A 26,287-nucleotide genomic window follows, 5' to 3' on the forward strand; every position below is an offset into this window, starting at 1 on the left:
GGACTTGGGTCATGGTTCTATCGTAACTTCCGCATTCCTCCCGACACTGACCCTACGGGTACAGTGCGGGGCTCCTGCGATTTCTAGCTGACCCTGCTCCGTTCAATGGTTTTACGGCCCATACCGTCAGCCAATAGCTTGGACGTTGAATCCAGGTTGAGCGGGCCACGGGGCCTGTCGGTCAAGAGGAACAAGTTTGAGCCTGCTTTCGATAACTGACTCGATATCTGATCCGTTTGCTCAACAAGGGAAATACGTTTGTCCAGCGATTGGAAGATTCCCCTTCCAACAGCCGGCATACTGCAGTTGCTGAATTGCTCCTCTTCGATGCCTCTGGGAGTTCTGGGCATCTCGATCTTCGAGAGGGATCCCTGAGGTGGCCCATGTGAGTGAGGTGAAATCCCGGCAACCGAGCAGATCGATAACCCAAACTGAGGAGAGCTGACTATGAGTATGAGTATGAATAGGGCTTCTGCCTTCCCCTTAACCTGGCTGTGGACGGGATCCCTGGCCCTGGGAGTGACGGCCCTGGTGACCCGCCAAGCCATCTGGGGGCTTTTACCTTTGGCCGTGGCCTATCCTGCCATCCGCCGTCACGAAGAACAGCTTGGCCAAGCTCTGGAGCAAACTTGGATTCAGCAGCAGCAGACAGCAACCCGACTGGAGACCCTGCAGGCGCGGTTCGAGGCGCTGGAGGCTCGGCCCACCGTTGATCCGTCCCCCATGCAGCAGACCTTGGCTTCCCTAGCTGAAGCCATTCAGTACCTGGAGCGGAAAACAGAGGTTTTAGAGTCCATCTGGCTACAGCAGCAGCAGCAGACGGCAGCCCAACTGGAAACAGTTCAAGGACGGATCGACGCTCTCGAAGCTCGGCCCACGTCTCATCTGTCCGTGCGGCAGCAGCTAGCCCCCACCACCCAGGCCATCCAGCACATTCAGCAGCGGTTAAAAGCTGTGGAGCTGCGGTTGAATGCTCTGCCGGTATCCCAGCCCCAAGTGACTTTGGAGCAACTGGAGTTGGTGCAGGCGCAACTCCAACACCTGCAGCAGCTGGTGGCATCCCAGCCGAACCCTGCTTTTCCCCGCAAAGCCCTGGGGGTGTTCATCGACGCGGCCAATCTCCACGCCAGCGCCCAGCAGTGGGGATCCCATCTCGACTATCCTAGTCTGCTGAGTTGGCTGGCCCAGGGCAGATCTGAGATGGAAGTGCATGTCTACAGCGGGGTAGATCGCCACAACCTAGCTCAGCGTCGTTTCCTGCGAGAGTTGAGAAAACAGGGCTATCGGGTGGTCACCAAGCCGGTGGTGATCCACGCCGACGGCAGCCGCAAAGCCAATCTGGATGGGGAGCTGATCGTGGACTTGATGGCGATGCACTCCCACTACGAGACGGTGCTGCTGCTGAGTGGGGATGGAGATTTTGTGCCGGCCCTCAAGCATATCCGCCGCCAAGGCTGCCGGCTGGAGGTAGCCGCCTACAGGCCGAACACAAACCCGGCGTTAATTCGGATAGCCGACCAGTTCGTGGATTTGTGCGCTTGGCAGGGAACAGGAACGCTGGTGCCGCTGCCTGCAAAACAGACTCCGGCCACCGGCTAAACCTTGCCATCTCAGCACAGTTACATCGATCCCTGACTCCCCTCTCCCAAGGCAGGGAGAGGGGCTGGGGTTGAGGGTAGGCGGCACAGCGTCTTAACCTTGTTTGAAGTGATCAGAAGTGCTCATCCCATTTTCTGATTTGCAGTCTCAACGCCTGAGACTCGCTTGGATCAACCTTGCCCCAGCAGTCAACTTAACCCCAATTGGAGAGTCCAGATGTCAACGCAACTCACACAGCGGTTTGTGCAGGCAATGCACTATGCCCATCGCTGGCATGCTTCTCAAACCCGCAAGGGAACCGGGATCCCTTACCTCAGCCATCTGTTGGCCGTAGCAGCCATCGCCCTGGAGCATGGGGCGGATGAAGATGAAGCGATTGCCGCTCTGCTCCACGACAGCCTAGAGGACGGCCCCCACAACACAGGCGAGCCCCGGGCCCAGATTGAGCAACAGATCCGGGAGCACTTTGGAGAACGGGTGCTGCAGATCATCCTGGGATGTACGGATACCGAAAGCGATGGCTCCCGAGGCGAGCCCAAAGAAAACTGGAAAGAGCGCAAAACCGCCTACCTGAAGCACCTGGAAACGGCAAATGCCTCGGTTTTGTTGGTGGCCGCCTCTGACAAGCTGCACAACGCCCGCTGCATCTTGCGGGATTTTCGCCAACTGGGGGATGAACTCTGGCAGCGGTTTTCCGCCGGAAAAGAGGGATCCCTGTGGTATTATCGATCGTTGGCAGAGATTCTGAGGCGACGGCTGCCCGGCAATCTATCGGCGGAGCTTCAAGAGCTGGTGGCTGAGTTGCAATGCCAAGCTGGAGCGGTAATGCCTTGACAGAGACAAGCAGGGCTGAAGAAAATGCTGAGGGCAGCCCTATTCATCACACTTTTTGGGTCACGCACCTATGGTTCTCGCTGTTGGCACCCCTGCTCCTGGGTTCAACACCACTGACACCCAAGGCAACCAGGTTTCGCTGGCTGATTTTGCAGGCAAAACCGTTGTCCTCTATTTTTACCCCAAAGACGACACCCCCGGCTGTACCAAAGAAGCCTGTGGATTCCGCGACGCCTACGCCGACTACCAAAGCAAGGATGTGGTGGTGCTGGGGGTGAGCATGGACGACCAAGCTTCTCACCAAAAGTTCACCGAAAAGTACAACTTGCCTTTCCCCCTACTGGTGGATAGCAGTGGGGTGATTACCCGCGCCTACGATGTGGATGGGGGCGGCTATGCCAAGCGGGTGACCTACGTCATTGATGGCGAGGGCAAAATTGCCAAGGTCTACCAGAACATCAATACCGAAACCCATGCCCGCGATATTTTGGCGGATTTGGGTTTGTAGAAACGCTGCCTCTTTTCAGTACTCCTCGCTAGATCCCGGCCTTTGCGCATGAACGACGACATTCCGGTCGCCCGTCGCCAGTCCACTCCGGCGAAAAAAGCGCAAAGTTCGGTGCCTGCCCTGAGGTCCCGTCTAGTCTTGGGCCTGGTGCTGGTTGGGCTAGTGCTCCTGGCGGGTTGGGGGATAGAGAAGTTACCGGGATCCCAGCAGGCGGCGGATCCCCAAGTTCTGGAGGAAGCCGGTCAGCCCCCTCTGCCGCAGCCAACTATGCAGAATGGGCGACCTTCTCTGTTGGGGCACTATGCCTATTCCGAAGCCCCTGCAGATAGCTTGCGGGTGGTGGGCCACTACCACGGTCGTGAGGTGCGCCTACGCCAGGCGGCTGCTGAAAGTTACCTTCGCATGAGTGAAGCAGCTCAAGCTGCCGGGATCCGCCTTGTCCCCATTTCCGGGTTTCGCTCCATTGCGGATCAGGAATTCTTGTTTTTTCAATTGGCTCAATCCCGAGCCTTGCGACCCGAGGAACGAGCTGCTGTCAGTGCTCCCCCTGGCTATAGCGAGCACCACACTGGCTATGCCATCGACCTTGGGGATGCCGGGTTTCCGCAGTGGGATACTCAAGAAGCCTTTGAGACCACCCCGGCCTTCCAGTGGCTGCAGAGCAACGCGGCCCGCTTTGGCTTTGAGCTGTCTTTCCCCAGAAACAACCCTCAGGGGGTAAGCTACGAACCCTGGCACTGGCGCTTTGTGGGCGACCGTGACAGCCTGGAGACCTTCTACGCTCCCCAAATCAAACCATTCCCAAATCAGCCCAATCAAACCGAGACCCCTACTCTCCCCTCTTCCAGAGGGAGAAGAGCTGGGAGTGAGGGCTGACTCCTTTGGGGAGAGAGGAAAGGGGGAGCTCCTTGGGACTACCGTCACGGCCCTCTCCCTTGCAGGGATCTCATTCCCCTCTTGAATGGGTTCACAAGCCTAAGCAAGCGGATGACGCGATTCGAACGCGCGACCGTCTCGTTGGCAACGAGAAGCTCTACCACTGAGCTACATCCGCGTCGGGAAACTTATGATGGCAAGTTTTGCGGTGGTTTGTCAAGTCAGGGATCCCCGGCGCATTTTGTTCCAGAATGAGAGAAGTTCATCTTTCTTTGCAGTTGCGCAAAGTCTGGGCGGGATCCCGGGCAGCGCCTGTTTGAGGGTATTGCTATGCGGGTAGCCATTATCGGGGCCGGATTGGCCGGGTTGGTGACGGCAGTCGATTTGGTTGAAGCAGGACACGAGGTGCAGCTCTACGAGGCGCGGCCTTTTGTCGGCGGCAAGGTGGGATCCTGGCAGGATGCCGATGGCAACCACATCGAGATGGGGCTGCACGTTTTTTTCTGCAACTACAGCAATTTGTTTGCCCTGATGAAAAAGGTGGGGGCCTACGAGAACCTGCTGCCCAAGCAACACACCCACACCTTTGTCAACCGAGGTGGGCAAACGGCCAGTCTGGATTTTCGCTTTCCCCTGGGGGCGCCTTTCAACGGCCTCAAAGCTTTTTTCACCACCGAGCAGCTCTCTTGGGCGGACAAGCTGCGCAACGCCTTGGCGCTGGGCACCAGCCCTTTGATTCGCGGCTTGCTGGACTATGAAGGGGCAATGCGGCAAATTCGCGCCTTGGATCGGATGAGCTTTGCCGATTGGTTTCGGCGGCATGGGGGATCCGAGGGTAGCCTGAAGCGGATGTGGAACCCGATTGCCTATGCCTTGGGCTTTATCGATACAGAGCAGATTTCTGCCCGCTGCATGCTGACGATCTTTCAGATGTTTGCCAGCAAAACAGAGGCCTCCAAGCTCAATTTCCTCAAGGGATCCCCGGACACCTACCTCACTCAGCCCATCGTCCGCTACATCCAAGCCCGCGGGGGCCAGATCCACACCCGCAGAGGGGTCAGTCGCATTGAAGTGAACGACTCTCCTCCCTACGCGGTGACCGGCTTGCTCTTGGCCAATGGAGAGCGGGTGGAGGCAGATGTGTATGTGTGTGCAACGGCGGTGGAAGGGGCCAAACGGCTGATCCCGGAAGTATGGCGGCAGTGGCCTCAGTTCGACAACCTCTACAAGCTGGAATCCGTACCGGTGGCCACGGTGCAGTTGCGCTTCGATGGCTGGGTGACGGAGCTGAACCCCCAAGGCCAGGCCAAACGAGCCAGCCAACACCCAGAGGCTCTGGGTATCGACAATCTCCTCTACACCGCCGATGCCGATTTTTCCTGCTTTGCCGATCTGGCCCTCACCAGCCCCGCCGACTACTACAAGCCGGGCCAGGGATCCCTGCTACAATGCGTGCTCACGCCGGGGGATCCCTTCATTTCCATGCCCAACGAGCAAATTGCCCAGCACGTGTTGCACCAAGTCCACGAGCTGTTTCCCTCATCCCGGCAGCTGAACATGACCTGGTACAGCGTGGTGAAACTGGCCCACTCCCTCTATCGAGAAGCGCCGGGCATGGATCCCTATCGCCCACAGCAAAAGACCCCAGTACCCAACTTCTTTTTTGCCGGCAGCTACACCGCCCAAGACTACATCGACAGCATGGAAGGGGCCACCCTCTCCGGCCACCTGGCTGCTCAGGCCATTCTGGCTGCCCACAGGGATCCCTGATAGGAGCATGACTCTAGTCAATAATAAGCTCAACTATACTGAAAATAATGTATAATATGTTCAGTACGGATTACTACCAGTTGATCTTTCTGTTTACTTTCGAGTCTGCCAACATGGTAGCCAAAGCAAAGCAGAAAATTGGTAGTAAGACGACACGGAAACTGCGCTTTGGGTATTCTACTCAAAGCTTTGCGGGATACCGCCATTCTGGTTGGAAACAAACAGAATGCTATCGCTGCATAGTTGAACAGTGATGTTCAGCAGTGTTCAGCGTAAATGTATCAGGACTTAAAACCGGCTTAAAACCGTCGTGAAGCCGCTTGCCAACTCCAAACTGCTGTCTCCTTTTATGGAAGAAGGGGACTTTTGCTGTGGGAAAAGAGCTGGAAGTGAGCGCAACATAGCAATGGGGAGCTGGAACAGGCTCCGCTCGCAGCTCTGGAAACCCGCAGTTTATGGCTCGACTGGAAGATCTCACCCCTGGCGCCAAGGTCAAAGGGATCCTGCCCAATCAAACCGTTGCCATCGTGAGTGTGAGGTGGTACGGCAGCAGCACCATCGAGGCCATCTACAAAGACACTCAGGGGCGTCTCCATTCAGAGCTTCTGTTTCGGGATAAAGAGCCAACCCTAGAGGTGGTAGCCGAGGGATCCCTTGGCAACTTCGAGGGAGACGGCGCCTTATTTCGCCTAGCTTCAGAGGCCTATCGGATTCGGCTGGCGCACCTGTTTGATCCCTTGCTGGCCGTTCACACCTCTCTGGTAGAACCCCTGCCCCACCAGATCAGCGCCGTCTATGGGGAAATGCTCACGCGGCAGCCGCTGCGGTTTTTGCTGGCCGATGACCCAGGTGCCGGCAAAACCATCATGGCAGGGCTTTTGGTTAGAGAGCTATTGATTCGAGGTGACTTGCACCGCTGTCTCATCGTTTGCCCGGGGAGTCTAACGCTGCAGTGGCAAGATGAGATGGTGCAAAAGTTTCATTTGCCCTTTGAGATCTTGACCAACGATCGCATTCAAGCCGCCCGAACTGGCAACCCTTTCCTGGAGATACCTCTTCTCATTGCCCGCCTCGATAAGCTCAGCCGAGATGAGGCCCTGCAGGAGAAACTGAGGCAAACTGATTGGGATCTGGTTATTGTTGATGAGGCCCACAAACTCTCCGCATCCTTCTTTGGGGGAGAAATCAAAGAAACCAAGCGTTACAAGCTGGGCAAGTTGCTCTCGCAGCTAACACGCCACTTTTTACTGATGACAGCCACTCCCCACAACGGTAGAGAAGAAGACTTTCAGCTTTTTTTGGCTTTGCTGGATGGGGATCGCTTTGAGGGGAGATTCCGAGATGGAGTTCATACCTGTGATGCCTCGGATTTGATGCGGCGGCTGGTGAAAGAAGACCTGCTCAAGTTCGATGGCAAGCCTCTCTTTCCCGAACGGCGAGCTTACACCGTCCAGTACGTCTTGTCTGACCTGGAAGCCAGGCTCTATAAGGAAGTGACCGATTACGTGCGCGAAGAGTTTAACCGCGCGGAAGCTTTAGAGCAAGGTAGCCGCAAAAGGACGGTCGGTTTTGCTTTAACCATCCTGCAACGTCGGCTAGCCTCTTCTCCAGAAGCGATCTACCAATCCTTGCTGCGAAGACGAGAGAGACTGCAGCGGAAGCTAAAGGAAGAACAATTGCGCAGCCGGGGAGACAACCTTGCTTTTACCACTTCCCTGCTAGACGAAGAAGGCTGGGATGAGGATTTTGAAGACTGCCCTGCTGAAGAGCGGGAACCGCGAGAAGAAGAGCTGGTAGATCAGGCAACTGCCGCCCGCACAATTGTCGAGCTGCAGGCAGAAATTCAGCGGCTGCAGGAGCTGGAAAAATTAGCCTTGCAAGTGAGACGTAGCGGCAAAGACCGCAAGTGGGAGGAGCTATCGAAACTCTTGCAAAATCAGGGGGAGATGTTTGATGCCGGCGGACATCGGCGCAAGTTGGTTATCTTCACCGAACATCGAGATACCCTCAACTATCTGGCTGACCGAGTGGGGAACTTGCTGGGCCAACCGGAAGCGGTGATCACCATTCACGGCAGCATGGGTCGAGAAGAGCGCAAAAAAGCCGAGGAAGCCTTTAAACAGGATCCCGCCGTTCAAGTACTCATTGCTACCGATGCTGCGGGAGAAGGGATCAACCTTCAACGGGCCCACCTGATGGTGAACTACGACCTGCCTTGGAACCCCAACCGCCTGGAGCAGCGCTTTGGGAGAATTCACCGCATTGGTCAAACCGAGGTCTGCCACCTGTGGAACCTAGTGGCCGAGGAAACGCGGGAAGGAGATGTCTACTTGGCTTTGCTGAAAAAAATAGAAATCGAGCAAAGGGCCTTGGGGGGCAAGGTCTTCGATGTCCTGGGCAAAGCGATTGCCGGTCAAGAACTGCGAGAGCTGCTGATCGAGGCCATTCGCTACGGGGATCGTCCAGAGGTCAAGGCCCGACTCAATCAAGTGATTGCAGATCGCCTAGACCACGAGCGGCTCAGGGAACTCCTGGCAGAACGCGCCCTGGCCCACGACTCGATGGATACGACCAAAGTGCAGCAAATCCGGGCGGAAATGGAGCGAGCCGAGGCCCGCAAGCTCCAGCCTCATTTCATTGCCTCCTTCTTCCTAGAAGCTTTTCAACGCTTGGGTGGCACCATTCGAGAGCGGGAACCCAAACGCTATGAAATTACCCATGTGCCGGCAGCAATTCGCAATCGCGACCGCCAGATTGGGTTGGGCGCACCCATCTTAAAAAAATACGAGCGGATTACCTTTAACAAAAACCTCATCAGCGTCCCCAACAAGCCCCCGGCAGAGTTCATCTGCCCAGGCCATCCCCTGCTGGATGCCACTCTGGACTTGGTTTTGGAGCAACACCGAGATTTGCTCAGACAGGGATCCATCCTCGTCGATGAAAACGATCCCGGCGAAACACCACGGATACTGGTGTACCTAGAGCATGCCCTTCAGGATGGGCGCCTAGACCGAAATGGCCAGCGACGGGTTATCTCCCGACGGATGCAATATGTGGAGATCTTTCTCCCCGCTCCCCAAGGGCTAGGAGGAGGAGAGAGCGTCAGGGTAAGAAGCGCCGGCTATGCTCCCTACTTGGACTACCGGCCCCTAACTCCCGCAGAGCGCGACCTTGTGAAAGCGAAAGCTGGATCCCACATCCCCCAGCTCTCGGCTTCAGAGGTAGAAAGCCAAGCCATCGCTTACGCCATTGAGCGTTTAGTTCCCCAGCATTTCCAGGAAATCAAAGCTCAGCGGGAAGAATTGATCAACAAGACGGAGCTGGCTGTTAAAGATCGCCTCACCCGAGAAATTAACTACTGGGATCATCAAGCTGCACAGTTGCGGCTGCAAGAGCAAGCCGGCAGGCCCAACGCCAAGCTCAACTCTGCCAAGGCTCAGCAGCGGGCGGATGAGTTGGCGGATCGCCTTCAGAAGCGCCTATCGGAGTTGGAGCAGGAGCGCCAGCTATCCTCCTTGCCGCCGGTGGTAACCGGGAAAGCCTTGGTGATCCCCATCGGACTGCTGCAGCGGCTACAGGGCAAGCGAGGGTCAACCCCTACCACCTTTGCCCGCGAAACCCGGCGAGTAGAACAAGCAGCAATGGCTGCCGTTATGGCCATAGAGCGGGCGTTGGGCTACGAACCTCGTGATGTCAGCGCTGAAAACCTGGGCTATGATATCGAATCCGCTGGAAGGGAAGGCCTTCGCTTCATTGAAGTCAAAGGCAGAGTTGAGGGAGCAAAGACGGTAACCGTTACCAAAAATGAAATCTTGACAGCTCTCAACAAACCCGACCATTTCATCGTGGCTTTGGTAGAAGTGCCAGCCGATCCCGCCTTTCCAGAAGGGGATGCCTTCAGGGTAAAGACCCCTGCAGGCACCTACACCGTGCCGGGCGAAGGCTGCCAGGTGCGGTATGTGCGGCGGCCTTTTCAACGGGAGCCGGATTTTGGGGCCAGTAGCGTCAACTATGATTGGAAAGAATTGTGGAATCGAGGAAGGGATCCCAAATAGATACTAACTTTCATTGGTAGGATGAATTCATGCTACTGGAATTGCGGCAAATCCATGTTCCAGCAGGTCAGCGAGTTGTCTTGCAGCCCAACATGGCTTGTCCAAAATCAAGATGCCTTAGCTTGTGGGGGCGTGGGGTAGCTAAGCCCCGCACTGTACCCGTAGTGTCAGTGTCGGGATACAGATACCCCCACATGATGTATGATGGGAGTAGTTGTATAAAACGGCGTTGCCGGAATCTGGTACAACTACGCGGTAGGGCATTCCGTGTCTGCGCGTGGAGGGTTCTTGCGAAGGCTCCCCGATGAAGCGCGAAGCCCACGCTGTACCTGTAGGGTCAGTGATGGGAGTATGTCACTTGTTCTTGAACAGGCTGGAGCCATCTTTTCGTTGAGCCCGCCTTCCCCTCAGACTAAACTCTAAACTGCAGACTGTTTAACCCGAGTAAACTACCCGACACCAACCGCTAGGCGGTACGGAGCGGGCTTTTAGTAGCCCTGCAGTTAGCAAGCCAACCACAAGCCTCTGGGGTGGTTTACAGCACCCCCAATCGACCGTTACCAGTGCCTTAAACAACCGTTTCTGGTGTCCGCAGTATTATTATAGCATTCCTCCCGACACCGACCCTACGGGTACAGTGCGGGGCTCCTGCAATTTCTAGCTGACCTTTGTCTAATGAGCCGCCGCAAGAAGCTGATTGAAGTTGCCCTGCCCCTCGAAGCCATCAATCTGGAATCGGCTCGCGAGAAATCCATCCGCCATGGTCACCCCAGCACCCTACATCTCTGGTGGGCGCGGCGACCCTTAGCAGCCTGTCGGGCAGTGCTCTGGGCTTCCCTGGTCGATGACCCTTCCAGTTGGCCGGACAAGTTCCCCACCGAGGCCGACCAAGAACGAGAGCGGCAGCGGCTGTTCAACATCCTGGGCCGCATAGAGATTGAACAGGGGAAGCGGGTCGTGCGGGGTCTGGTGTCCTGGGATGACGTGAACAATCCAAACTCCGGCGTGCTGGAGGCAGCGCAGCGAGAAATTGCCCGATGTCTAGCCTGGGATCGGGGGGAAGAGCCCCCTACGGATCCGGCAGCAGTTAGAGAATACATCGCCAAGTACGCGCCGCCCGTTTACGATCCCTTTGCCGGTGGCGGATCCATCCCGTTGGAAGCGCAGCGCTTGGGGTTAGAGGCCCATGCCAGCGATCTCAACCCGGTGGCGGTGCTGATCAACAAAGCATTGATTGAGATTCCGCCGAAGTTTAAGGACAAGGCCCCCATCAACCCTGAAGATCGGGCTAAGAAGCATATCTCAGCCTGGCGGGGGGCCCAAGGATTGGCAGCAGACGTCCGGTATTACGGGGCTTGGATGCGGAAACAAGCCTTTGAACGCATTGGACACCTCTATCCTTCCTATTCAAACCCCATTCGCGTCAGCGGGACGGAGTCCATTCGCGCTAGCGGTGCGGAGCACTTTCGCGCTACTCGGACGGAGTCCTTAGGCACAGAGGAGTTGACGGTAATTGCCTGGTTGTGGGCGCGGACGGTGACCTGTCCAAATCCGGCCTGCCGCTGTCAGATGCCCTTGGTGCGATCGTTTCAGCTTTCGACGAAGAAGGGGAAAGAGGCTTGGGTAGAGCCGGTGGTGGTGAATGGGGGAGAGAACGCTTCTGCTCCCTCGATCCGGTTTGTGGTCAGGTCAGGTAAGGGCAAAGCGCCGGAGGGAACCGTAGGCCGCAGAGGGGCACGCTGCATTGCCTGCGGAACGCCTGTGCCGCTGGAGTACATCCGCAAAGAGGGTCAGGCCCGACGCATGGGATCCCAGATGATGGCCATTGTGGCGGAGGGACAAAATGGCAGGGTGTATCTATCACCTCAACAAGAACACGTTGAAATTGCTGAATCAGCACAACCCACTTGGAAACCAGATGCCAATTTACCCCATAATCCAAGGGATTTTAAGACTCCCAACTATGGGATGAGGAAAATCTCAGATCTCTTCACCCCCCGGCAACTGGTGGCCCTGACGACCTTCAGTGATTTGGTGGCGGAAGCACGGGAAAAGGCCACAGCCGATGCCATTGCCGCCGGACTCCCCAATGACGATGTGCCCCTAGCCGAGGGCGGCACAGGCGCGAGGGCGTATGGAGAGGCGATTAGTGTTTATTTGGGGATGAATGTAAGCCGATTGGCAAACCGATCTTCAAGTATGTGTTTCTGGAATACAAAGTGTGAAAAAGTAGAACAAGTTTTTGCAAGACAAGCAATACCTATGAATTGGGACTTTACAGAAGGCAACCCATTTTCAAACTCATCGGGAAACTTTTTGGGACAACTTGAGTATTTGACCGGGGTTCTTGAAAACTTAGTACCCAACATCCCTGCAAAAGTTAATCAGCATGACGCCACTCTTATAAGCTCGGACGACATACTTCCCAAAATTATCTCCACCGATCCACCCTACTACGATGCCGTGCCATATGCCGATCTCTCGGATTTCTTTTACGTTTGGCTCAGGCGATCCATGGGTTCTGTCTACCCCACCATTTTCAATACCGTTTTAGTCCCCAAAGCGCAAGAAATGGTGGCAGACCGGTTTCGGCATGGCAGTAAGGATAAAGCCAAAGAATTTTTTGAAGCCAGCCTAATCAAAGTTTTCCAGCGTATTAACCGTCTGAATCATCCCGATTATCCCGTTACAGTTTACTACGCCTTTAAGCAAATGGAAGAAGACTCCTCATCCCCCGATTCTCTCTCCCAAGTGGAGCAAGGGGAAGAAGATGAGGATATAGACGATCCAGTTCCCCTCTCCCCCTCTGGGAGAAGGGCTAGGGGTGTTCGCGTTAGCGGCACAGAACCCATGGGCAGAGTCTCTACCGGTTGGGAAACGATTCTGGAAGGACTGATTCAATCCAACTTCAGCATTGACGGCACTTGGCCGGTACGAACTGAAAAGACAGGCGGATTAAGAGAGCTGGGGCGTAACGCCCTTGCCTCTTCGATCGTCCTGGTCTGTCGTCCCCGCCCGGCGGATGCGCCCAAGGTATCCCGTCGTCAATTCCTTGCCGAGCTGAAGCGCGAGCTGCCTGAGGCTCTCAAGCTTCTGCAGCAGGGCAGCATTGCTCCTGTGGACTTGGCCCAAGCCAGCATCGGCCCCGGCATGGCCATCTATTCCCGCTATGCTGCAGTTTTGGAAAGCGATGGCTCGCCCCTGACCGTCCGCACTGCCCTGCAACTGATCAACCAGTACCTAGATGAATATCTCAGCGAACAAGAAGGGGAACTCGATGAGGGCAGCCGCTGGGCCACCACTTGGTTTGCCCAATATCAATTTGAGCCAGGCCCCTACGGGGAAGCAGAAGTCCTCAGCAAGGCCAGAAACGTCAGCATTGAGTCCCTTGAGGAACTTGGGATCCTAGAAGCCAAGGCCGGCAAGGTGCGGTTGTTGAGAAGAGAGGAAATAGCCCAGAGAAAAGAAAAGGGAGCAGATTCCCTCCCCTTGCTCCTTGCTTCCTCCGCCTGGCTCATCACCCAGACCCTCATCCACACCCTCGATCGGAAAGGAGAAATGGAAGCCGCCGCTCTCCTGGCTGCCTTGGGAGATAGAGGTGCGGTTGCCCGCGATCTGGCCTATCGGCTCTATACCCTCTGCGAAAAGAAAGGCTGGACTCAAGAAGCCCTAGCCTATAACACTCTCGTCATTGCCTGGCCGGAAATTAACCGGCTAGCATCCGAAATAAAGAAAAAGCAGCATGATCCTTTCCAGCCCAGCTTGCTTTAGCCTTCTACCTCTGGGGGAAGCAAAGCGTGACATACTCCCGACTCCGACTGCAGGCAGTACGGAGCGGGCTTCTCGCTTCATCGGGGAGCCTACGCAAGAACCCTCCACGAGCAGACACGGAATGCCCTACCGCGTAGTTGCACCAGATTCCGGCAAAAGCCGTTTTGTGCAAGTACTCCCATCATACACCATGTGGGGGTATCTGTATCCCGACACTGACTCTACGAGTACAGTGCGGGGCTTAGCTACCCCCACACCCCCATAAGCTAAAAGACCTCAGAGTTTCTATCCTTACACCCAACCAGACGATGGTCACCCTCCAGCTTCGACAACTCACCATCCCACCCGGCCAGCGCCTGCTGATTCACAATCTGAATTGGTTAGACTTTGAAGCCATCCTAGATGAGCTGGGCGAAAAGCGAGCCAGCCGCATTGCCTACAGCGATGGGATATTGGAAATCAGAATGCCCTCACCCAAGCATGAGCGAGAAAAATCCATCATTGGAGACATTGTCAAAATCTTGCTAGAGGAACTGGAAGTTGACTGCGAATGTTTTGGGTCAGCTACCTTCAAACAGCAAGCAATGAACTACGGGATCGAACCTGATGAATGCTTCTATATCCAAAATCACCAGGCCGTGATTGGCAAAGATCGGCTGGATCTATCTGTTGACCCGCCTCCGGATCTGGCCATCGAAGTGGATGTTACTTCCAAAACCCAGATTGAGGCTTGCACCCGCCTAGGAGTGCCCGAACTTTGGGTTTATCAAGGCAACCAGCTAACCATCTACATCCTGCAATCCGGCCAATATCAGGCTTCTGCCACCAGCCCAACCTTTCCTCAGCTACCGATTTTAGAGTGGGTGCCAGAAGTCTTGGCCCAAAGTCGAGATCTGGGTAGAAGTCCAGCCCTTCGTGCCCTTCGCCAAAAAATACGCTCCATCTTAGGGAATTAATACGAGCCATAGGCCACGTACTCTGAGAGTTTTGCCCAAAGAAGATGATGCTTGCCCTCAACCTGCAACCGGCTTTGAATTTAACCGATGAAGTTTTCGAACAGCTTTGCCGGCAAAATCCTGAGCTGCGCCTAGAGCGCACTGCCCAAGGAGAACTGATCGCCATGGCTCCTGCAGGCAGCGAAAGCAGTCGTCAAAACTTGAGCCTTAGCGCCCAGCTCTGGCAGTGGAACCGGCAAACTCAGCTTGGTGTGGCCTTTGACTCTTCCGCCGGTTTTGCCTTGCCCAATGGGGCCATTCGCTCTCCCGATGCCGCTTGGATGCCCAAAGAGCGCTGGCAGCAGCTCACCCCAGAGCAGCGCCGTCGGTTTGCTCCCCTCTGCCCTGACTTTGTGCTGGAACTGAAGTCTCCTACTGACGAGCTGGCCACCCTTCAGGCCAAGCTGCAGGAGTACCTGGACAACGGATCCCAACTGGGCTGGTTAATCGACCCAGAAAAGGGCCAAGTTTACGTCTATCGCCCAGGTCAGCCGGTACAGGTTTTGGAGCGACCTGCTAGTTTGTCTGGGGATCCCGTTCTCCCTGGCTTTGTGGTGGATCTCACCTTAATCTGGGAATAGTGCTCCCCACGCTCTAAAACTGCCCACCAGGATGAGCTCATGATTGCCCTCAACCTGCAGCCGGCTGTGAATTTAACCGATGAAGTTTTCGAGCAGCTTTGTCGGCAGAATCCTGAGCTGCGCCTGGAACGCACCGCCCAAGGAGAACTGATCGCCATGGCCCCTGCAGGCAGCGAAAGTGGATTCCGCAACGCCGACCTACTGGGCCAACTGTGGCAGTGGAATCGAGGCAAGAACTTAGGTCTTGTCTTCGACTCTTCTGCAGGTTTTGCCCTGCCCAATGGGGCCATCCGCTCTCCCGATGCCGCTTGGATTGCCAAAGAGCGCTGGCAGCAGCTTACCCCGGAGCAGCGTCGTCGCTTTGCTCCTCTTTGCCCCGACTTTGTGCTGGAACTGAAGTCCCCCACTGACGAGCTGGCTATCCTTCAGGCCAAGCTGCAGGAGTACCTAGACAACGGATCCCAACTGGGCTGGCTGATCGATCCAGAAAGCCAGCGGGTTTACGTCTACCGCCCAGGTCAGCTGGTGCAAGTTTTGGAGCGACCTGCTAGCTTGTCTGGGGATCCGGTTCTCCCTGGCTTTGTTGTGGATCTCACTTTAATCTGGAAATAATCGACCCACCCCCTAACTTCAATTTCATTCAATCACTTATGGCTATCAGCAACCACGAACGAGTTGGACGCGCCCTCAACCTTCTGCGGCAGGGGCTTTATCCTTTTGTCGTGCGGGAGATGCAAGCCTTCCATGGAGAGAAGTGGCTGACAGTTGTCGCCGACAAGCTGCCCGAGAGCTCTCCCAAATTCAAAAGTCCTGAGCAGATCCTGGAGGAAGATGTTTTGGCGCTGCTGACTCTCATGTGGGAGCAGTGGAACACCGTCTTCAGGCAAACTCTGGGACAAGCGGAGCGCACCCTAGTCAGCGAGCTGCGCAATACCCGCAACACCTGGGCCCACACCTGCACTTTTGGTTTTGACGATGCCTATCGCGCCCTCGATAGCGTTGCCCGACTGCTGAGCGCCATTGCTGCCCCCCAAGCTGCCGAAGTTGAAAAACAAAAACAAGAGCTACTGCGACTGCGCTTCGAAGAACAGGCCAAGCGGGAAAGCCGTCGCGCTATGGGATCCCCTACAGAAGGTCAGCCCCAGGCTGGCCTCAAGCCCTGGCGCGAGGTTGCCACTCCCCACCCCGATGTGGCTTCAGGTCGCTTCCAACAAGCCGAATTTGCCGCCGATCTTTGGGAAGTCTACCTGGGCGAAGGTTCGGATGAGTACCGGGATCCCGTCGAGTTCTACCGCCGCACCTACCTTACCGAGGGATTGCAACAACTGCTCACCAATGCCCTGAAGCGCCTCAGCGGCCAAGGGGGGGATCCCGTGATAGAGTTGCAGACCAACTTTGGCGGCGGCAAAACCCACGCCATGCTTGCCCTCTACCACCTCTTTGGAAGAAGGGCTAGGGGTGAGGGCCCCCTACCCGGCACAGAGTCTCTTCTCCAAGCCGTCGGTCTGCAGAGACCACCTCAAAACGTCAGGATAGCCGTCCTGGTGGGGAACAAGCTCCAGCCCAGCGGCATTCCCTCCTACAAGCCTGAGCACGCCCAGCAAAACCGCCCCCTGATCCGCACCCTTTGGGGGGAGTTGGCCTGGCAACTGGGAGGTGCCGAAGGCTATGCGCGGGTGCAGCAGGCCGACGCAACTTCCACCAACCCCGGCGATGCGCTTAAAGTCTTGTTCAACCGCTATGCCCCTTGCCTGATCCTAATCGATGAGTGGGTGGCCTATGCTCGCCAACTCCACGACAGCCCTGACCTAGCCGGCGGCAGTTTCGACACCCAGTTTACCTTTGCCCAAACCCTGAGCGAATCGGCCAAGAACGCAAAAGATACACTGCTGGTGGTGAGCCTTCCTTCTTCGGATATCGAAATTGGCGGGGAGCGGGGCAAAGAAGCTCTGGTTCGCCTGAGAAATGCCATTGGCCGGGTGGAATCCCCTTGGCGGCCCGCGAGCGCTGAAGAAAGCTTTGAAATTGTCCGCCGCCGCCTGTTTCAGCCCCTCACCAATCCCGAGCTATTTGTGCAGCGGGATGCCGTGGTGAAAGCGTTCATGGATCTCTATCGCAGCCAAAGCCAGGAATTTCCCAGCGAGTGCAAAGAAAGTGACTACGAACGCCGCCTCAAGGCTGCTTATCCCATTCACCCAGAGCTGTTTGACCGCCTTTACTCCGACTGGTCTACTCTCGACAAGTTTCAACGCACCCGCGGTGTGCTACGGCTGATGGCCAGGGTCATCCACACCCTCTGGGAGCGAAATGACCGCAGCCTGATGATCCTGCCCGCCCACATCCCCATGGACGATCAACAGGTACAAGCAGAGCTGACCCGCTACCTAGACGACAACTGGCTGCCGGTAATCGACAAAGACGTGGATGGCCCCACTTCCCTGCCCCTGACTCTCGACCGAGATCACCCCAACCTGGGCCGGTATTCCGCCTGTCGCCGGGTTGCCCGCACCATCTACATGGGATCCGCCCCCACCCTGCGGGCCGCCAACCGCGGCATTGAGGAGCGCCGCATCAAGCTGGGCTGCGTGCAACCGGGAGAACACCCCATCACCTTCGGCGATGCCCTGCGGCGGCTATCCGACCAAGCAACTTACCTATACGGAGATGGCAGTCGCTACTGGATTTCCACCCAGCCCAACGTCAACCGCACTGCTCAGGAGCGAGCCGAGCAACTGTTGAGGGACGAGCCCCACACCCTCTGCCAAGAGATCATCCGGCGCCTCAAAGCCGACAGAAATCGCGGTGAGTTCAGCGCCGTTCACGTTGCCCCCGACTCCACTGCCGATATTCCCGACGATCCCACTTTAGGCGTGCGGCTGGTGATCCTGCATCCTCAGTATTCCCATAGCCGGGGTAGCCAGGATAGCCCTGGGCGAGTCTGGGCTGAGCAGGCCCTCCAGCGTCGCGGCAGCGGCCCCCGCTACTACAGGAACATGCTGCTGTTTTTGGCGCCCGACAAAACCCGCCTGGAAAGCCTAGAACGCAATACCGCCCAATACCTAGCTTGGAAAGGGATCCTGGAAGACAAAGATCTCCTCAACCTAGATGCCTTCCAAACCGCCCAAGCCGATACCAAGCTGCACCAATCCGAGGCTGCTGTTGAGGCTGCTCTGCGGGAAACCTATCAATGGCTGCTGATCCCAGCCCAGCCTGATCCCCAAGGCAGTCTAGAGTGGAAAGAATGCCGACTGCAGGGGCAAGACTCCCCCATTTTGCAAGCCAGCCGCAAAGCTGTCCACGAGGGGGATCTGGTTACCGCTTACTCTGCCATCACCCTCCGCCTGGATACGCTGGATAGATTCCTCTGGCGCGAGGCTGATCACATCGATCTCAAACGACTGTGGGAATGCCTGGCCCAGTACCTCTACCTACCCCGCTTGAAAGACCCATCCGTTCTTCTAAGAGCTGTAGAAGACGGGGTAGCCTCAACTGCTTGGGAGGATAGCTTTGCCTACGCAGAGGCCTTCGATGAGTCCAAAGGCAAATACCTCGGCTTGCAAGTGGCAGCCATAGTCAAGCCCAGCATCGGTTCCAACAGCCTGCTGGTCAAGCCAGAGGTTGCCCGCCGTCAATTGGAAGCCCTTCAAGTTCCTTCCCCAAAGGCGCCCTGCATCTTCCCAGACAGCACTCCGCCTCTTCCTGGCCCCGGCGAGGAGGATTCCCCAGTTACGAATCAAGGAAATCAAGTTTCCCAGCCGGCGTTGCCGAGGCGATTTTACGGCAGGGTGGAAATGGATCCCCTGCGGGTCAACAGAGATGTTGCAACCCTTGCCGACGAGGTCATCCGGCACCTGACCAATCTGCCAGGAGCCACTGTCAAAATTACCCTGGAAATCGACGCGGAAATACCGGAAGGCTTACCGGAGAGCGTGAGGCGCACGGTAGCGGAAAACTGCCGAACCTTAAAGTTCTGCACCCTGGAGTTCGAGGACAATCCGCATAGTCATTTTTAAGCGGGAATGAAACTTTTTCCTTAGCATTGTGCACTAGCTGATACATTTACGCTGAACACTGCTGTTCGCTTGCGTGGCGTAGCCACACATCACTGTTCAACTATGCAGCGATAGCATTCTGTTTGTTTCCAACCAGAATGGCGGTATCCCGCAAAGCTTTGAGTAGAATACCCAAAGCGCAGTTTCCGTGTCGTCTTACTACCAATTTTCTGCTTTGCTTTGGCTACCATGTTGGCAGACTCGAAAGTAAACAGAAAGATCAACTGGTAGTAATCCGTACTGAACATATTATACATTATTTTCAGTATAGTTGAGCTTATTATTGACTAGAGTCATGCTCTCTCCCTTTGCCTGGAGGTGGTGGTTGTGGCAGCGGCGCGGAACGCTGGGGCGGCACCGTGGAGCATGCCTCTAACCCCCAAAACCCTGAACTTTGCTGAATTTACTGAGCTTTAGGCGGTTTGGCAAAAGTCATTGAGAGGGATATAGTAGACCAAGTTTCCCCCTGATCCTTGAGTCCACCGCAACGGTTGCCGGGAAGTGAACGGGGAAAGCGCTCGGGGGGTATTCCTCAGGGCTTTGCGGGATACCGCCTTCCTGCTCAGAGATAGGCAGGATGCGATCGCTTCTTTCCTGAACCATGTTCAGGAGAGTTCAGCGTGAATGTATCAGCAATTGGGAAGTGTCTTAATCTAACTTGAAACGACTGTGACCCCGCTCTACTTCTCGGAGCTGAGCGCTGTCCCCACCCTCTCCATTAGGTCGTCCAGCTCGCTGTAGTCCGGCAAAGTGGTGTCGATGGCCTGCCCCTGACGCAACACCACCCGGTCATGTTGGGGTCGCGAGAGCAGCTCGTCAAAGCCACGTCCCTTGAACAGCACCAGATCTGCCGGCAAGCCCACCCCAATTTGCCCTCGCTCGGTCAAGCCCATGATGCGGGCAGGGGTGGTGGTGATGGCCTGGGGCCAATCCCCATAGGGGGTATCCAGGTGCAAAATGCGGGTGGCCTCCCGGAACACCTCCAGGCCGTCGTGATCCCCAAAGCCATAAAAGGGATCCCGACAGTTATCGCTGGCTATCATCACCGGCACGCCCAAAGCCTTCAGCTCGTGCAGCAGCGTCACTCCCCGCCAGCGGGGGGTATGGCCGGGGTTACGGGCTTGCAAATATAGGTTACACATGGGCAGGCTGACCACGGCAATTCCCGCCTCTCTGACCAAGGCCATAGTCTTGTGGGCCACCTCCGGCGGTTGCACGGCCAGGCTACAGCAATGGCCACACACCACCTGATGGGGAAAATCGTTGCGCAAGGCCGCCGCTGCTACGTGTCTCAACGTGAGGGATCCCGGATCATCCGTCTCATCCGTATGAAAGTCCAGAGCCAAGCCCCGCTCCTTGGCCAGGGCAAACACCCGATCCAATTGCCGATCCAGTTCCGGCCCCATCGCCGCCACCCCACCCAGGATCCCGCCCACTTCCGCCACCTTGTCCGCCAGCTTTTCCCCTGCAGGGGTGAGAAAGGCATCCAAGCTCAGAAGCGTGACCGCCTGGAGTTCCAGCTTGCCCGCCCACTCTCGGCGCAACTGGACAAACACCTCCCAGCTGGCCCCCATAACCTGAGGATTCTCACAGACCAGATGGGTGCGCACTGCCTGGGATCCATGGGCATAGCTGCAGCGCAAACCAAAGCTGAAGCGACGGTAGAGATCCTCCCGAAACTGCTCCGGATCCCCGTCATAGGCTTGCTTCATCTTCACCCAATCTTCCTGGCCGGCCTGCCTCGCCCCGGCAAAGGTACCATCGGGATTGGGGGTGCGCGGCCATACATGCCCCTTATCCAGGTGGGTGTGGATGTCCACAAAACACGGCCACACTTGGCCCCGCCTTAGATCCACGCCGGGGATCCCCTGGGGCGGGATCCCTGTTGCCAGCCGGATTTGGCGGATCTGCCCCCCTTCGATTTCCAGATCCAGCAACACCAGGTTATCGCGGTTGGGAACAGCTCCTGGCACCGCCTCCTTCAGTACCGACAGGGGAACCTGAGCATTCAGCAGCCAGTAGTGGGCAACGCCGGGGATCTGCATGGTGGACGGCGAAAAAAGCGGCTCTTCATCCTACCTAAAGGGATCCCGGCCTATCCAGATGAATCCAGTGCTACAGCGGCTAGGCAAACTGGCCCACCACCTGCATGGCAAAGCTGAGCAAAATGAAGGCCAACCAGGGGGAAAAGTCCAAGCCACCAATGGGGGGAATGATGCCGCGGAACAGGTTGAGATAGGGATCGGTGAGTTGGCTGAGCACCGACAGGATGGGGTTAGACCAGTTCAGTTGCGGGAACCAGCTCAGCATCAGCAAAATCCGCACGATCAGCAGAGCATTGTAAATGACAATGAACTGGTAAAGGGAGCGGAACAGCAAAGACGCGGCAGTGCCGTAGACCAACCCCAGAGAGAGGCTGTCCATCCAGGCGAGAGGAGACAACAAGTGACTGAGCATCATGGTTGGGAAAAGTAGGGAAACAACTCGATCAACTCAACATCCATTAAGCTGAAGCACCTTCGCCAGAGGCAGACCTGGCCCAGGATCGCAACTCAGCCGAGAGAGGATGGCAGAACCTAGAGAGGAAAGCCGCTGCCGCCTCTAGTTTGGCATGGACAGGGATCCCCTGCTCAAGGCTTTTCCTCAACAGCCCTGGAAGAGGTTTCCTTGACGAGCAATTGCGTGCGCATGGCCTGAATCGCCTCGTTTAACTCGGCAATCTTGGCCTCTAGAGTGCGGCGGGCTTGAGCAATGCGTTCTGCCTCATTTTCCCACTTCCTCCAGTCGCTGGACATGGCGGGCTCACCTGAAGCACTGAGGCGCGGTCGTTCAGGGGTTGCGGAGGTGCCGTTGAGACGATCCGGATCCCGGCGTTGGCCTTCGGCGGATCCCTTTCTGAGTCGAGGGGCAAGCACAAACCCAATGACCCCGCCGATGATCCCTCCCAACAGGGCGCCAGTCACTACACCCGCAATGAAGTCACCTTTCTGATCTGCCACGCTTTTGTCCAGCTCAATAACAATAAACTTGAGTCATCTTCTTCCGTTCTACCTTTCCTGTCCCACTCCTGCCAGCAAATCCGACCAAGGTTGAGGTAGCCGCCAGCGGCTGAGATGTTCCAGATGGGCTTGCACCTGCTCCCTCAACTCGGCAAGCGTGTGTTGCAGATCGCCGGTCGAGGGTAGGGATCTCAGCGTTGCCTGCCAGAGGTAAGCTGGGGAAAGTTCAGGGCTGAGCAACTGCCACAAACGCTGCAGCTCCTCAAAGTGAAGGCGATCATCTTCTGTGAGGGAAAGCACCAACTGGCGGCGCAGATCGCGGGCCTCTTCCGACATCAGGTAGCGCAAACCCGTTTGGGCGGTGGGTAACCAATCCAATCCCCCATCGCTGCGGGCAATTTGAATCAGGTTCTCCAGGCGGTTCCAGCGGAACTTACCATCCTTGATCAACACTTGCAGCAGCCGTTGGCGAATACGCGGCGATTCATCCGTCAGCAGGCGCTTGGCCACATAGGGATAGGCCACACCGACGATGCGGAACTGGGGATAGAGGCTGAGGGCTACTCCCTCTTGGGTGACCAAAGAGCGGATCACCAGAGCAAAGTGGGAGGGCACCTGAAAGGGGTAGCGGTACATCAAGTCGGAGAACTGATCTGTGGCCGTTTTGAAGTTAAAGTTGACCACCTCTTGGGTCAGCACGTCTGCCAGCACCTTTTCCAAGGCGGGGATCAGCTCTTGGCGGCCGACATCCGACTGCAAAAAGCCCAGATGAATAAAGTCATCGATCAGGGCGTTGTAGTCGCGATCCACCAGGTGAACCAGAGCATCCACCAAGTACTCCTTCATTTCCTCGGTGAGCTGATCCATCATGCCGAAATCGATGTAGGCCATACGGCCATCGGTGAGGGCAAACAAGTTACCTGGGTGGGGATCCGCGTGGAAAAAGCCGTATTCCAGCAATTGCTTGAGGGCAGCAACCACCCCGATACGCACCAATTGTTTCACCTCCAGGTTGGCTGCTCGAATGCGCTCCACATCCGTCAGCTTGATGCCGTCGATCCACTCCAGGGTCAGAACCCGGCGGGTGCTGTAAGCCCAGAAGATGCGCGGCACGTACACATCCGGATCGTCGCGGAAGTATTCGGCGAAGCGCTCGCAGTTTCGCCCTTCGTGCAGGTAGTCGATCTCTTCAAAAAGCTTGCGGCCAAACTCATCCACCACCGCCGTCAAAGTACTGCCCAGGTTCAAGGGCAGCCAGGGGCCCAGCCATGTCGAGGCCCAGCGAATCAGGTACAGATCCAGGCTCAACTGCTCTCGCAGATGGGGTCGCTGCACCTTCACCGCCACCCATTCGCCGCTGTGCAACTGCGCTTTGTAAACCTGGCCCAAACTGGCAGCAGCCACCGGCTCTGGAGAGATCTGGGCAAAGATCTCGGCAATCGGACGGCCCAACTCGGATTCGATGCGGGCAAATGCTTGCTCGGAAGGAAATGGCGGCAGTTGATCTTGCAGTTGGGTGAGTTCTTCTAGGTAGTCTTTGCGCACCAGATCGGGGCGGGTGGAGAGGGCCTGCCCCACCTTGATGAACGTTGGCCCCAGGTCGGTGAGTAGCTTTCGCAACTGCACTGAGCGCCGTCCCACATTGCGATCAGTGTGTCCCCACAGTTGATCCCAGCGCAAACAGAGGACAAACCACAAGAAAGGCCAGAGAATGGCCAGCGCCCGACCGATCACTTGGGGCAGGCGCCAGCGGTAATAGCGGCAGATCAATTGCGGATCGTAAACTTCCAAAGCGTCAATGGGCGAAGTTCTACTAAACACACTCCAGCGATCTCACAGTCTTTTGTTTTAAAGCTCTCGGTATCCATCTTAACAGAAAAAGCCTCACTGTTTCTGTGCCTCACCCGGCCCCCTTCTCGGCCAGGGCCGGCCTGTTTCCCCCTCAAATGATGGTGTTGTCCGGGATCACCGAGTCTTTGATGATGGTGACGATGCCGTTGCTGATCCAGATCCCTTCCTCTTCCCGCTGCGCTTCGGTGACGTGATCCTTGTTGAGGATGCGGACATTGCGCCCAATGCGGGCATTCTTATCCACGATGGCGTTGACAATGTGGGAGTTGGCCCCGATGCCCACCGGTGGGATCCCTTCCTCCAGCCTGGCCTGCCGCTCTTCTACCGACTCGTAGTAATCGGCTCCCATCACCAGGGTGTTTTCGATGATGGTGTTGGCCTCCAAGCGGCTGCGAATGCCGATGATGGAGTTGCGAATTTGGGCGTTTTTGATGATGCAACCATCGGCGATCATGGAGTTGACAATCTGGGAGTCGAGGATTTTGTTGGGGGGCAAAAAGCGCGGGCGGGTGTAGATGGGCATTTCGCTGTCGAAGAAGCTGAAGGGCGGGTTGGGCTGCTGCACCAGTGCCAGGTTGGCCCGGTAAAAAGCCTCGATGGTGCCGATGTCTTCCCAGTAACCCTTGAAGAGGTAGGCTTGCAGATGGTACTTGCCGATGGCTGCCGGCAGCACCTCTTTGCCAAAGTCGGTGTGCTCCTTGACTTTGAGCATCTCGATCAGAGCTTCTCGCTTGAATACATAGATGCCCATGGAGGCGATGTAGGGCTTGGCTTTGGCTTCTTCCGGGCTGAGGCCGAGGGCTTGGGTGTCCACCTGACAGGCTTTCAGCAGATCTCCTGTTGGCTTTTCCTTGAAATCCACAATGCAACCGTTCTCGCCAAGCTTGAGCAAGCCAAAACCCGAGGCCACTTTTTCTTCACAGGGGAGCACCGCCAGCGTCACATCGGCCCCAACCTGCCGGTGATGCTGGATGAAGGGGCGGTAGTCCATGCGGTAGAGGTGATCCCCAGATAGGATGAGGAAGTCCCGCGGCTTCCAGGAGTCCATCAGCCAGAGGTATTGGCGAACGGCATCGGCGGTGCCTTGGAACCAATCGGGATTGTCAGGGGTTTGTTGGGCCGCCAAAACGTCCACAAAGCCGCCTGTAAAGGGAGACAAGCGGTAGGTGTTGACGATGTGGCGGTTCAGAGAGGCCGAGTTGAACTGGGTGAGGACGTAGATTTTTTCGATGTCGGAGTTGATGCAGTTGCTGACCGGGATGTCGATGAGGCGGTATTTGCCGGCCAGGGGCACAGCGGGTTTGGCGCGGCGCTTGGTCAGGGGATAAAGTCGGGTGCCACGCCCACCTCCCAAGATGATCGCCAGTACATCGCGCATGGTTGTCCTCCACCAGGCTACACCCAATAGCATAGACTGCTGCGGGGCCACCTAAACGGCTGTCCTGTCGGATCTGGCCGGGCTGCTCGGAAAGGGGAACAAGTTGGCAAAACGGGGGGAGCTGATGGCGCGCATCCTGGCCTTTACCAACAACAAAGGGGGCACCGGCAAGTCCACCCTCTGCGTCCACGCGGCTCAGTTGACGGCCCAACGGGGATACCGAGTTTTGCTCATCGATCTCACGTCCCAGGCCACTGCCAGCAACCTTTACCTGGAAGGGGCCGGATCCTTGCCGGCACCGGAAACGGTTTGGGCCAGCTTACACCCGCAACACCAACGTCCTCTGGAAGAGGTGATCTACTGCACCGACAAGGGGGTAGATGTGGCGCCCTCCCACAGCACCATGGCGGAAGTGGCGGCCCAACTGGCTGCTGCCGGAGAGATGGGGCAGAATCTATTGCAGCGCCAACTGGATCCCTTGCTGCAGGACTACGACTTCATCTTTCTCGATACGCCGGGAGAACTGAATGCTCTCACCGCCAATGCCCTGCGGGTGGCCCAGCGGGTACTGATCCCGACACGGCTCAACCGCGCCGATTTCTCCTGCACGGAAGTGACCTTGCGCTACATTGAGGCCCTGAAAGGCCAGCTAAGCCAAGCCCGCGCCATTTTGACAATGCTGGATGACCGCTATCTGCCGGGGGGCATTTGGTCGGGATCCCATACCGGGCAATTGTATGTGCAAGCGCAACAGATTTTTGCGGATGTGCTTTCACCCGTTACTATTCCAGATAGCAGCGATTTGCGCATTGCTTTTGACTACGGCTTGACGGTGATGGACTATCGGCCTGGGTCGGCGGTGTGTCAGCGGCTGCTACAGTTGGTTGAACACGAGGTGCTCTTGTGACCGGATCTGACCGTAGCCTCTTTCCTTCGTCGGGGGAAATTTCCCGCCGCTCCGGCGGAATTCGGCGCAAGGCCGGTGCTAAAACCAGTTCAGAGCCCACCTCCGCAGAGT

The 26,287-nt window shown here is 56.6% G+C and carries 17 protein-coding genes, 1 tRNA gene and 1 pseudogene; 13 read left to right on the forward strand and 6 right to left on the reverse strand.

The window, feature by feature from the left end; translation table 11 throughout:
* The first annotated feature begins 459 nt into the window (after nt 1-459).
* The 4 genes from ACVWXW_RS09270 to ACVWXW_RS09285 all read left to right on the forward strand — a co-directional run bounded on the left by ACVWXW_RS09270 (nt 460) and on the right by ACVWXW_RS09285 (nt 3,817).
* Nucleotides 460-1,599, forward strand: a complete 1,140-nt coding sequence (locus tag ACVWXW_RS09270; protein WP_457403628.1) for an NYN domain-containing protein — start codon at nt 460-462, stop codon at nt 1,597-1,599.
* A 216-nt stretch (nt 1,600-1,815) separates the two neighbouring features.
* Nucleotides 1,816-2,433: an HD domain-containing protein gene (locus ACVWXW_RS09275; protein WP_011432688.1), complete on the forward strand. Its 618-nt coding sequence runs from the start codon at nt 1,816-1,818 to the stop codon at nt 2,431-2,433.
* 70 nt (nt 2,434-2,503) lie between these two features.
* Nucleotides 2,504-2,941, forward strand: a complete 438-nt coding sequence (locus ACVWXW_RS09280; RefSeq protein ID WP_011432689.1) for a peroxiredoxin — start codon at nt 2,504-2,506, stop codon at nt 2,939-2,941.
* 48 nt (nt 2,942-2,989) lie between these two features.
* Complete coding sequence (locus ACVWXW_RS09285) at nt 2,990-3,817, forward strand: M15 family metallopeptidase (protein WP_457403630.1); 828 nt, start codon at nt 2,990-2,992, stop codon at nt 3,815-3,817.
* 106 nt (nt 3,818-3,923) lie between these two features.
* Here ACVWXW_RS09285 and ACVWXW_RS09290 read toward each other — a convergent pair.
* A tRNA-Gly gene (locus tag ACVWXW_RS09290) sits at nt 3,924-3,995 on the reverse strand.
* A gap of 152 nt (nt 3,996-4,147) precedes the next feature.
* On the opposite strand from ACVWXW_RS09290, the gene zds reads away from it, so the two are divergent.
* The 8 genes and pseudogenes from zds to ACVWXW_RS09330 all read left to right on the forward strand — a co-directional run bounded on the left by zds (nt 4,148) and on the right by ACVWXW_RS09330 (nt 19,002).
* The gene (gene zds / locus ACVWXW_RS09295; RefSeq protein WP_457403632.1) at nt 4,148-5,587 is read left to right on the forward strand and encodes a 9,9'-di-cis-zeta-carotene desaturase; all 1,440 of its coding nucleotides are present in this window, start codon (nt 4,148-4,150) and stop codon (nt 5,585-5,587) included.
* Between the two features lie 59 nt (nt 5,588-5,646).
* Nucleotides 5,647-5,830: pseudogene (locus tag ACVWXW_RS09300) on the forward strand (hypothetical protein); the annotation flags it as partial.
* Nucleotides 5,831-6,042: 212 nt separating this feature from the next.
* Entirely contained in the window at nt 6,043-9,642 is a 3,600-nt protein-coding gene (locus ACVWXW_RS09305; protein WP_457403633.1) for a helicase-related protein, read from the forward strand.
* Nucleotides 9,643-10,317: 675 nt separating this feature from the next.
* Nucleotides 10,318-13,413, forward strand: a complete 3,096-nt coding sequence (locus tag ACVWXW_RS09310; RefSeq protein WP_457403634.1) for a DUF1156 domain-containing protein — start codon at nt 10,318-10,320, stop codon at nt 13,411-13,413.
* A gap of 308 nt (nt 13,414-13,721) precedes the next feature.
* Nucleotides 13,722-14,369 (forward strand): Uma2 family endonuclease, encoded by a 648-nt coding sequence (locus ACVWXW_RS09315; protein ID WP_457403636.1) that lies wholly within the window; start codon nt 13,722-13,724, stop codon nt 14,367-14,369.
* A 47-nt stretch (nt 14,370-14,416) separates the two neighbouring features.
* Nucleotides 14,417-14,989: a Uma2 family endonuclease gene (locus ACVWXW_RS09320; protein ID WP_457403666.1), complete on the forward strand. Its 573-nt coding sequence runs from the start codon at nt 14,417-14,419 to the stop codon at nt 14,987-14,989.
* A gap of 39 nt (nt 14,990-15,028) precedes the next feature.
* Nucleotides 15,029-15,601 (forward strand): Uma2 family endonuclease, encoded by a 573-nt coding sequence (locus ACVWXW_RS09325; protein ID WP_457403637.1) that lies wholly within the window; start codon nt 15,029-15,031, stop codon nt 15,599-15,601.
* A gap of 38 nt (nt 15,602-15,639) precedes the next feature.
* Complete coding sequence (locus tag ACVWXW_RS09330) at nt 15,640-19,002, forward strand: Swt1 family HEPN domain-containing protein (protein WP_457403638.1); 3,363 nt, start codon at nt 15,640-15,642, stop codon at nt 19,000-19,002.
* Nucleotides 19,003-19,721: 719 nt separating this feature from the next.
* Here the strand turns inward: ACVWXW_RS09330 and ACVWXW_RS09335 are convergent.
* From ACVWXW_RS09335 to ACVWXW_RS09355, 5 genes are all read right to left on the reverse strand, one after another.
* Nucleotides 19,722-21,086: a cytosine deaminase gene (locus tag ACVWXW_RS09335; protein ID WP_457403639.1), complete on the reverse strand. Its 1,365-nt coding sequence runs from the start codon at nt 21,084-21,086 to the stop codon at nt 19,722-19,724.
* A 79-nt stretch (nt 21,087-21,165) separates the two neighbouring features.
* A complete protein-coding gene (locus ACVWXW_RS09340) occupies nt 21,166-21,501 on the reverse strand; it encodes a YggT family protein (protein WP_457403641.1) in 336 nt (111 codons plus the stop codon).
* 170 nt (nt 21,502-21,671) lie between these two features.
* Nucleotides 21,672-22,040, reverse strand: coding sequence for a hypothetical protein (locus ACVWXW_RS09345; protein WP_457403642.1), 369 nt, complete (start codon nt 22,038-22,040; stop codon nt 21,672-21,674).
* A gap of 48 nt (nt 22,041-22,088) precedes the next feature.
* On the reverse strand, nt 22,089-23,861 hold the full coding sequence (locus ACVWXW_RS09350) for an ABC1 kinase family protein (protein ID WP_457403643.1): 1,773 nt from the start codon (nt 23,859-23,861) through the stop codon (nt 22,089-22,091).
* A gap of 121 nt (nt 23,862-23,982) precedes the next feature.
* A complete protein-coding gene (locus tag ACVWXW_RS09355) occupies nt 23,983-25,269 on the reverse strand; it encodes a glucose-1-phosphate adenylyltransferase (RefSeq protein WP_457403645.1) in 1,287 nt (428 codons plus the stop codon).
* Between the two features lie 124 nt (nt 25,270-25,393).
* On the opposite strand from ACVWXW_RS09355, the gene ACVWXW_RS09360 reads away from it, so the two are divergent.
* Nucleotides 25,394-26,176: a ParA family protein gene (locus ACVWXW_RS09360; RefSeq protein WP_457403647.1), complete on the forward strand. Its 783-nt coding sequence runs from the start codon at nt 25,394-25,396 to the stop codon at nt 26,174-26,176.
* Nucleotides 26,177-26,287: the final 111 nt, after the last annotated feature.

Source organism: Thermostichus sp. MS-CIW-30, from assembly GCF_054058015.1.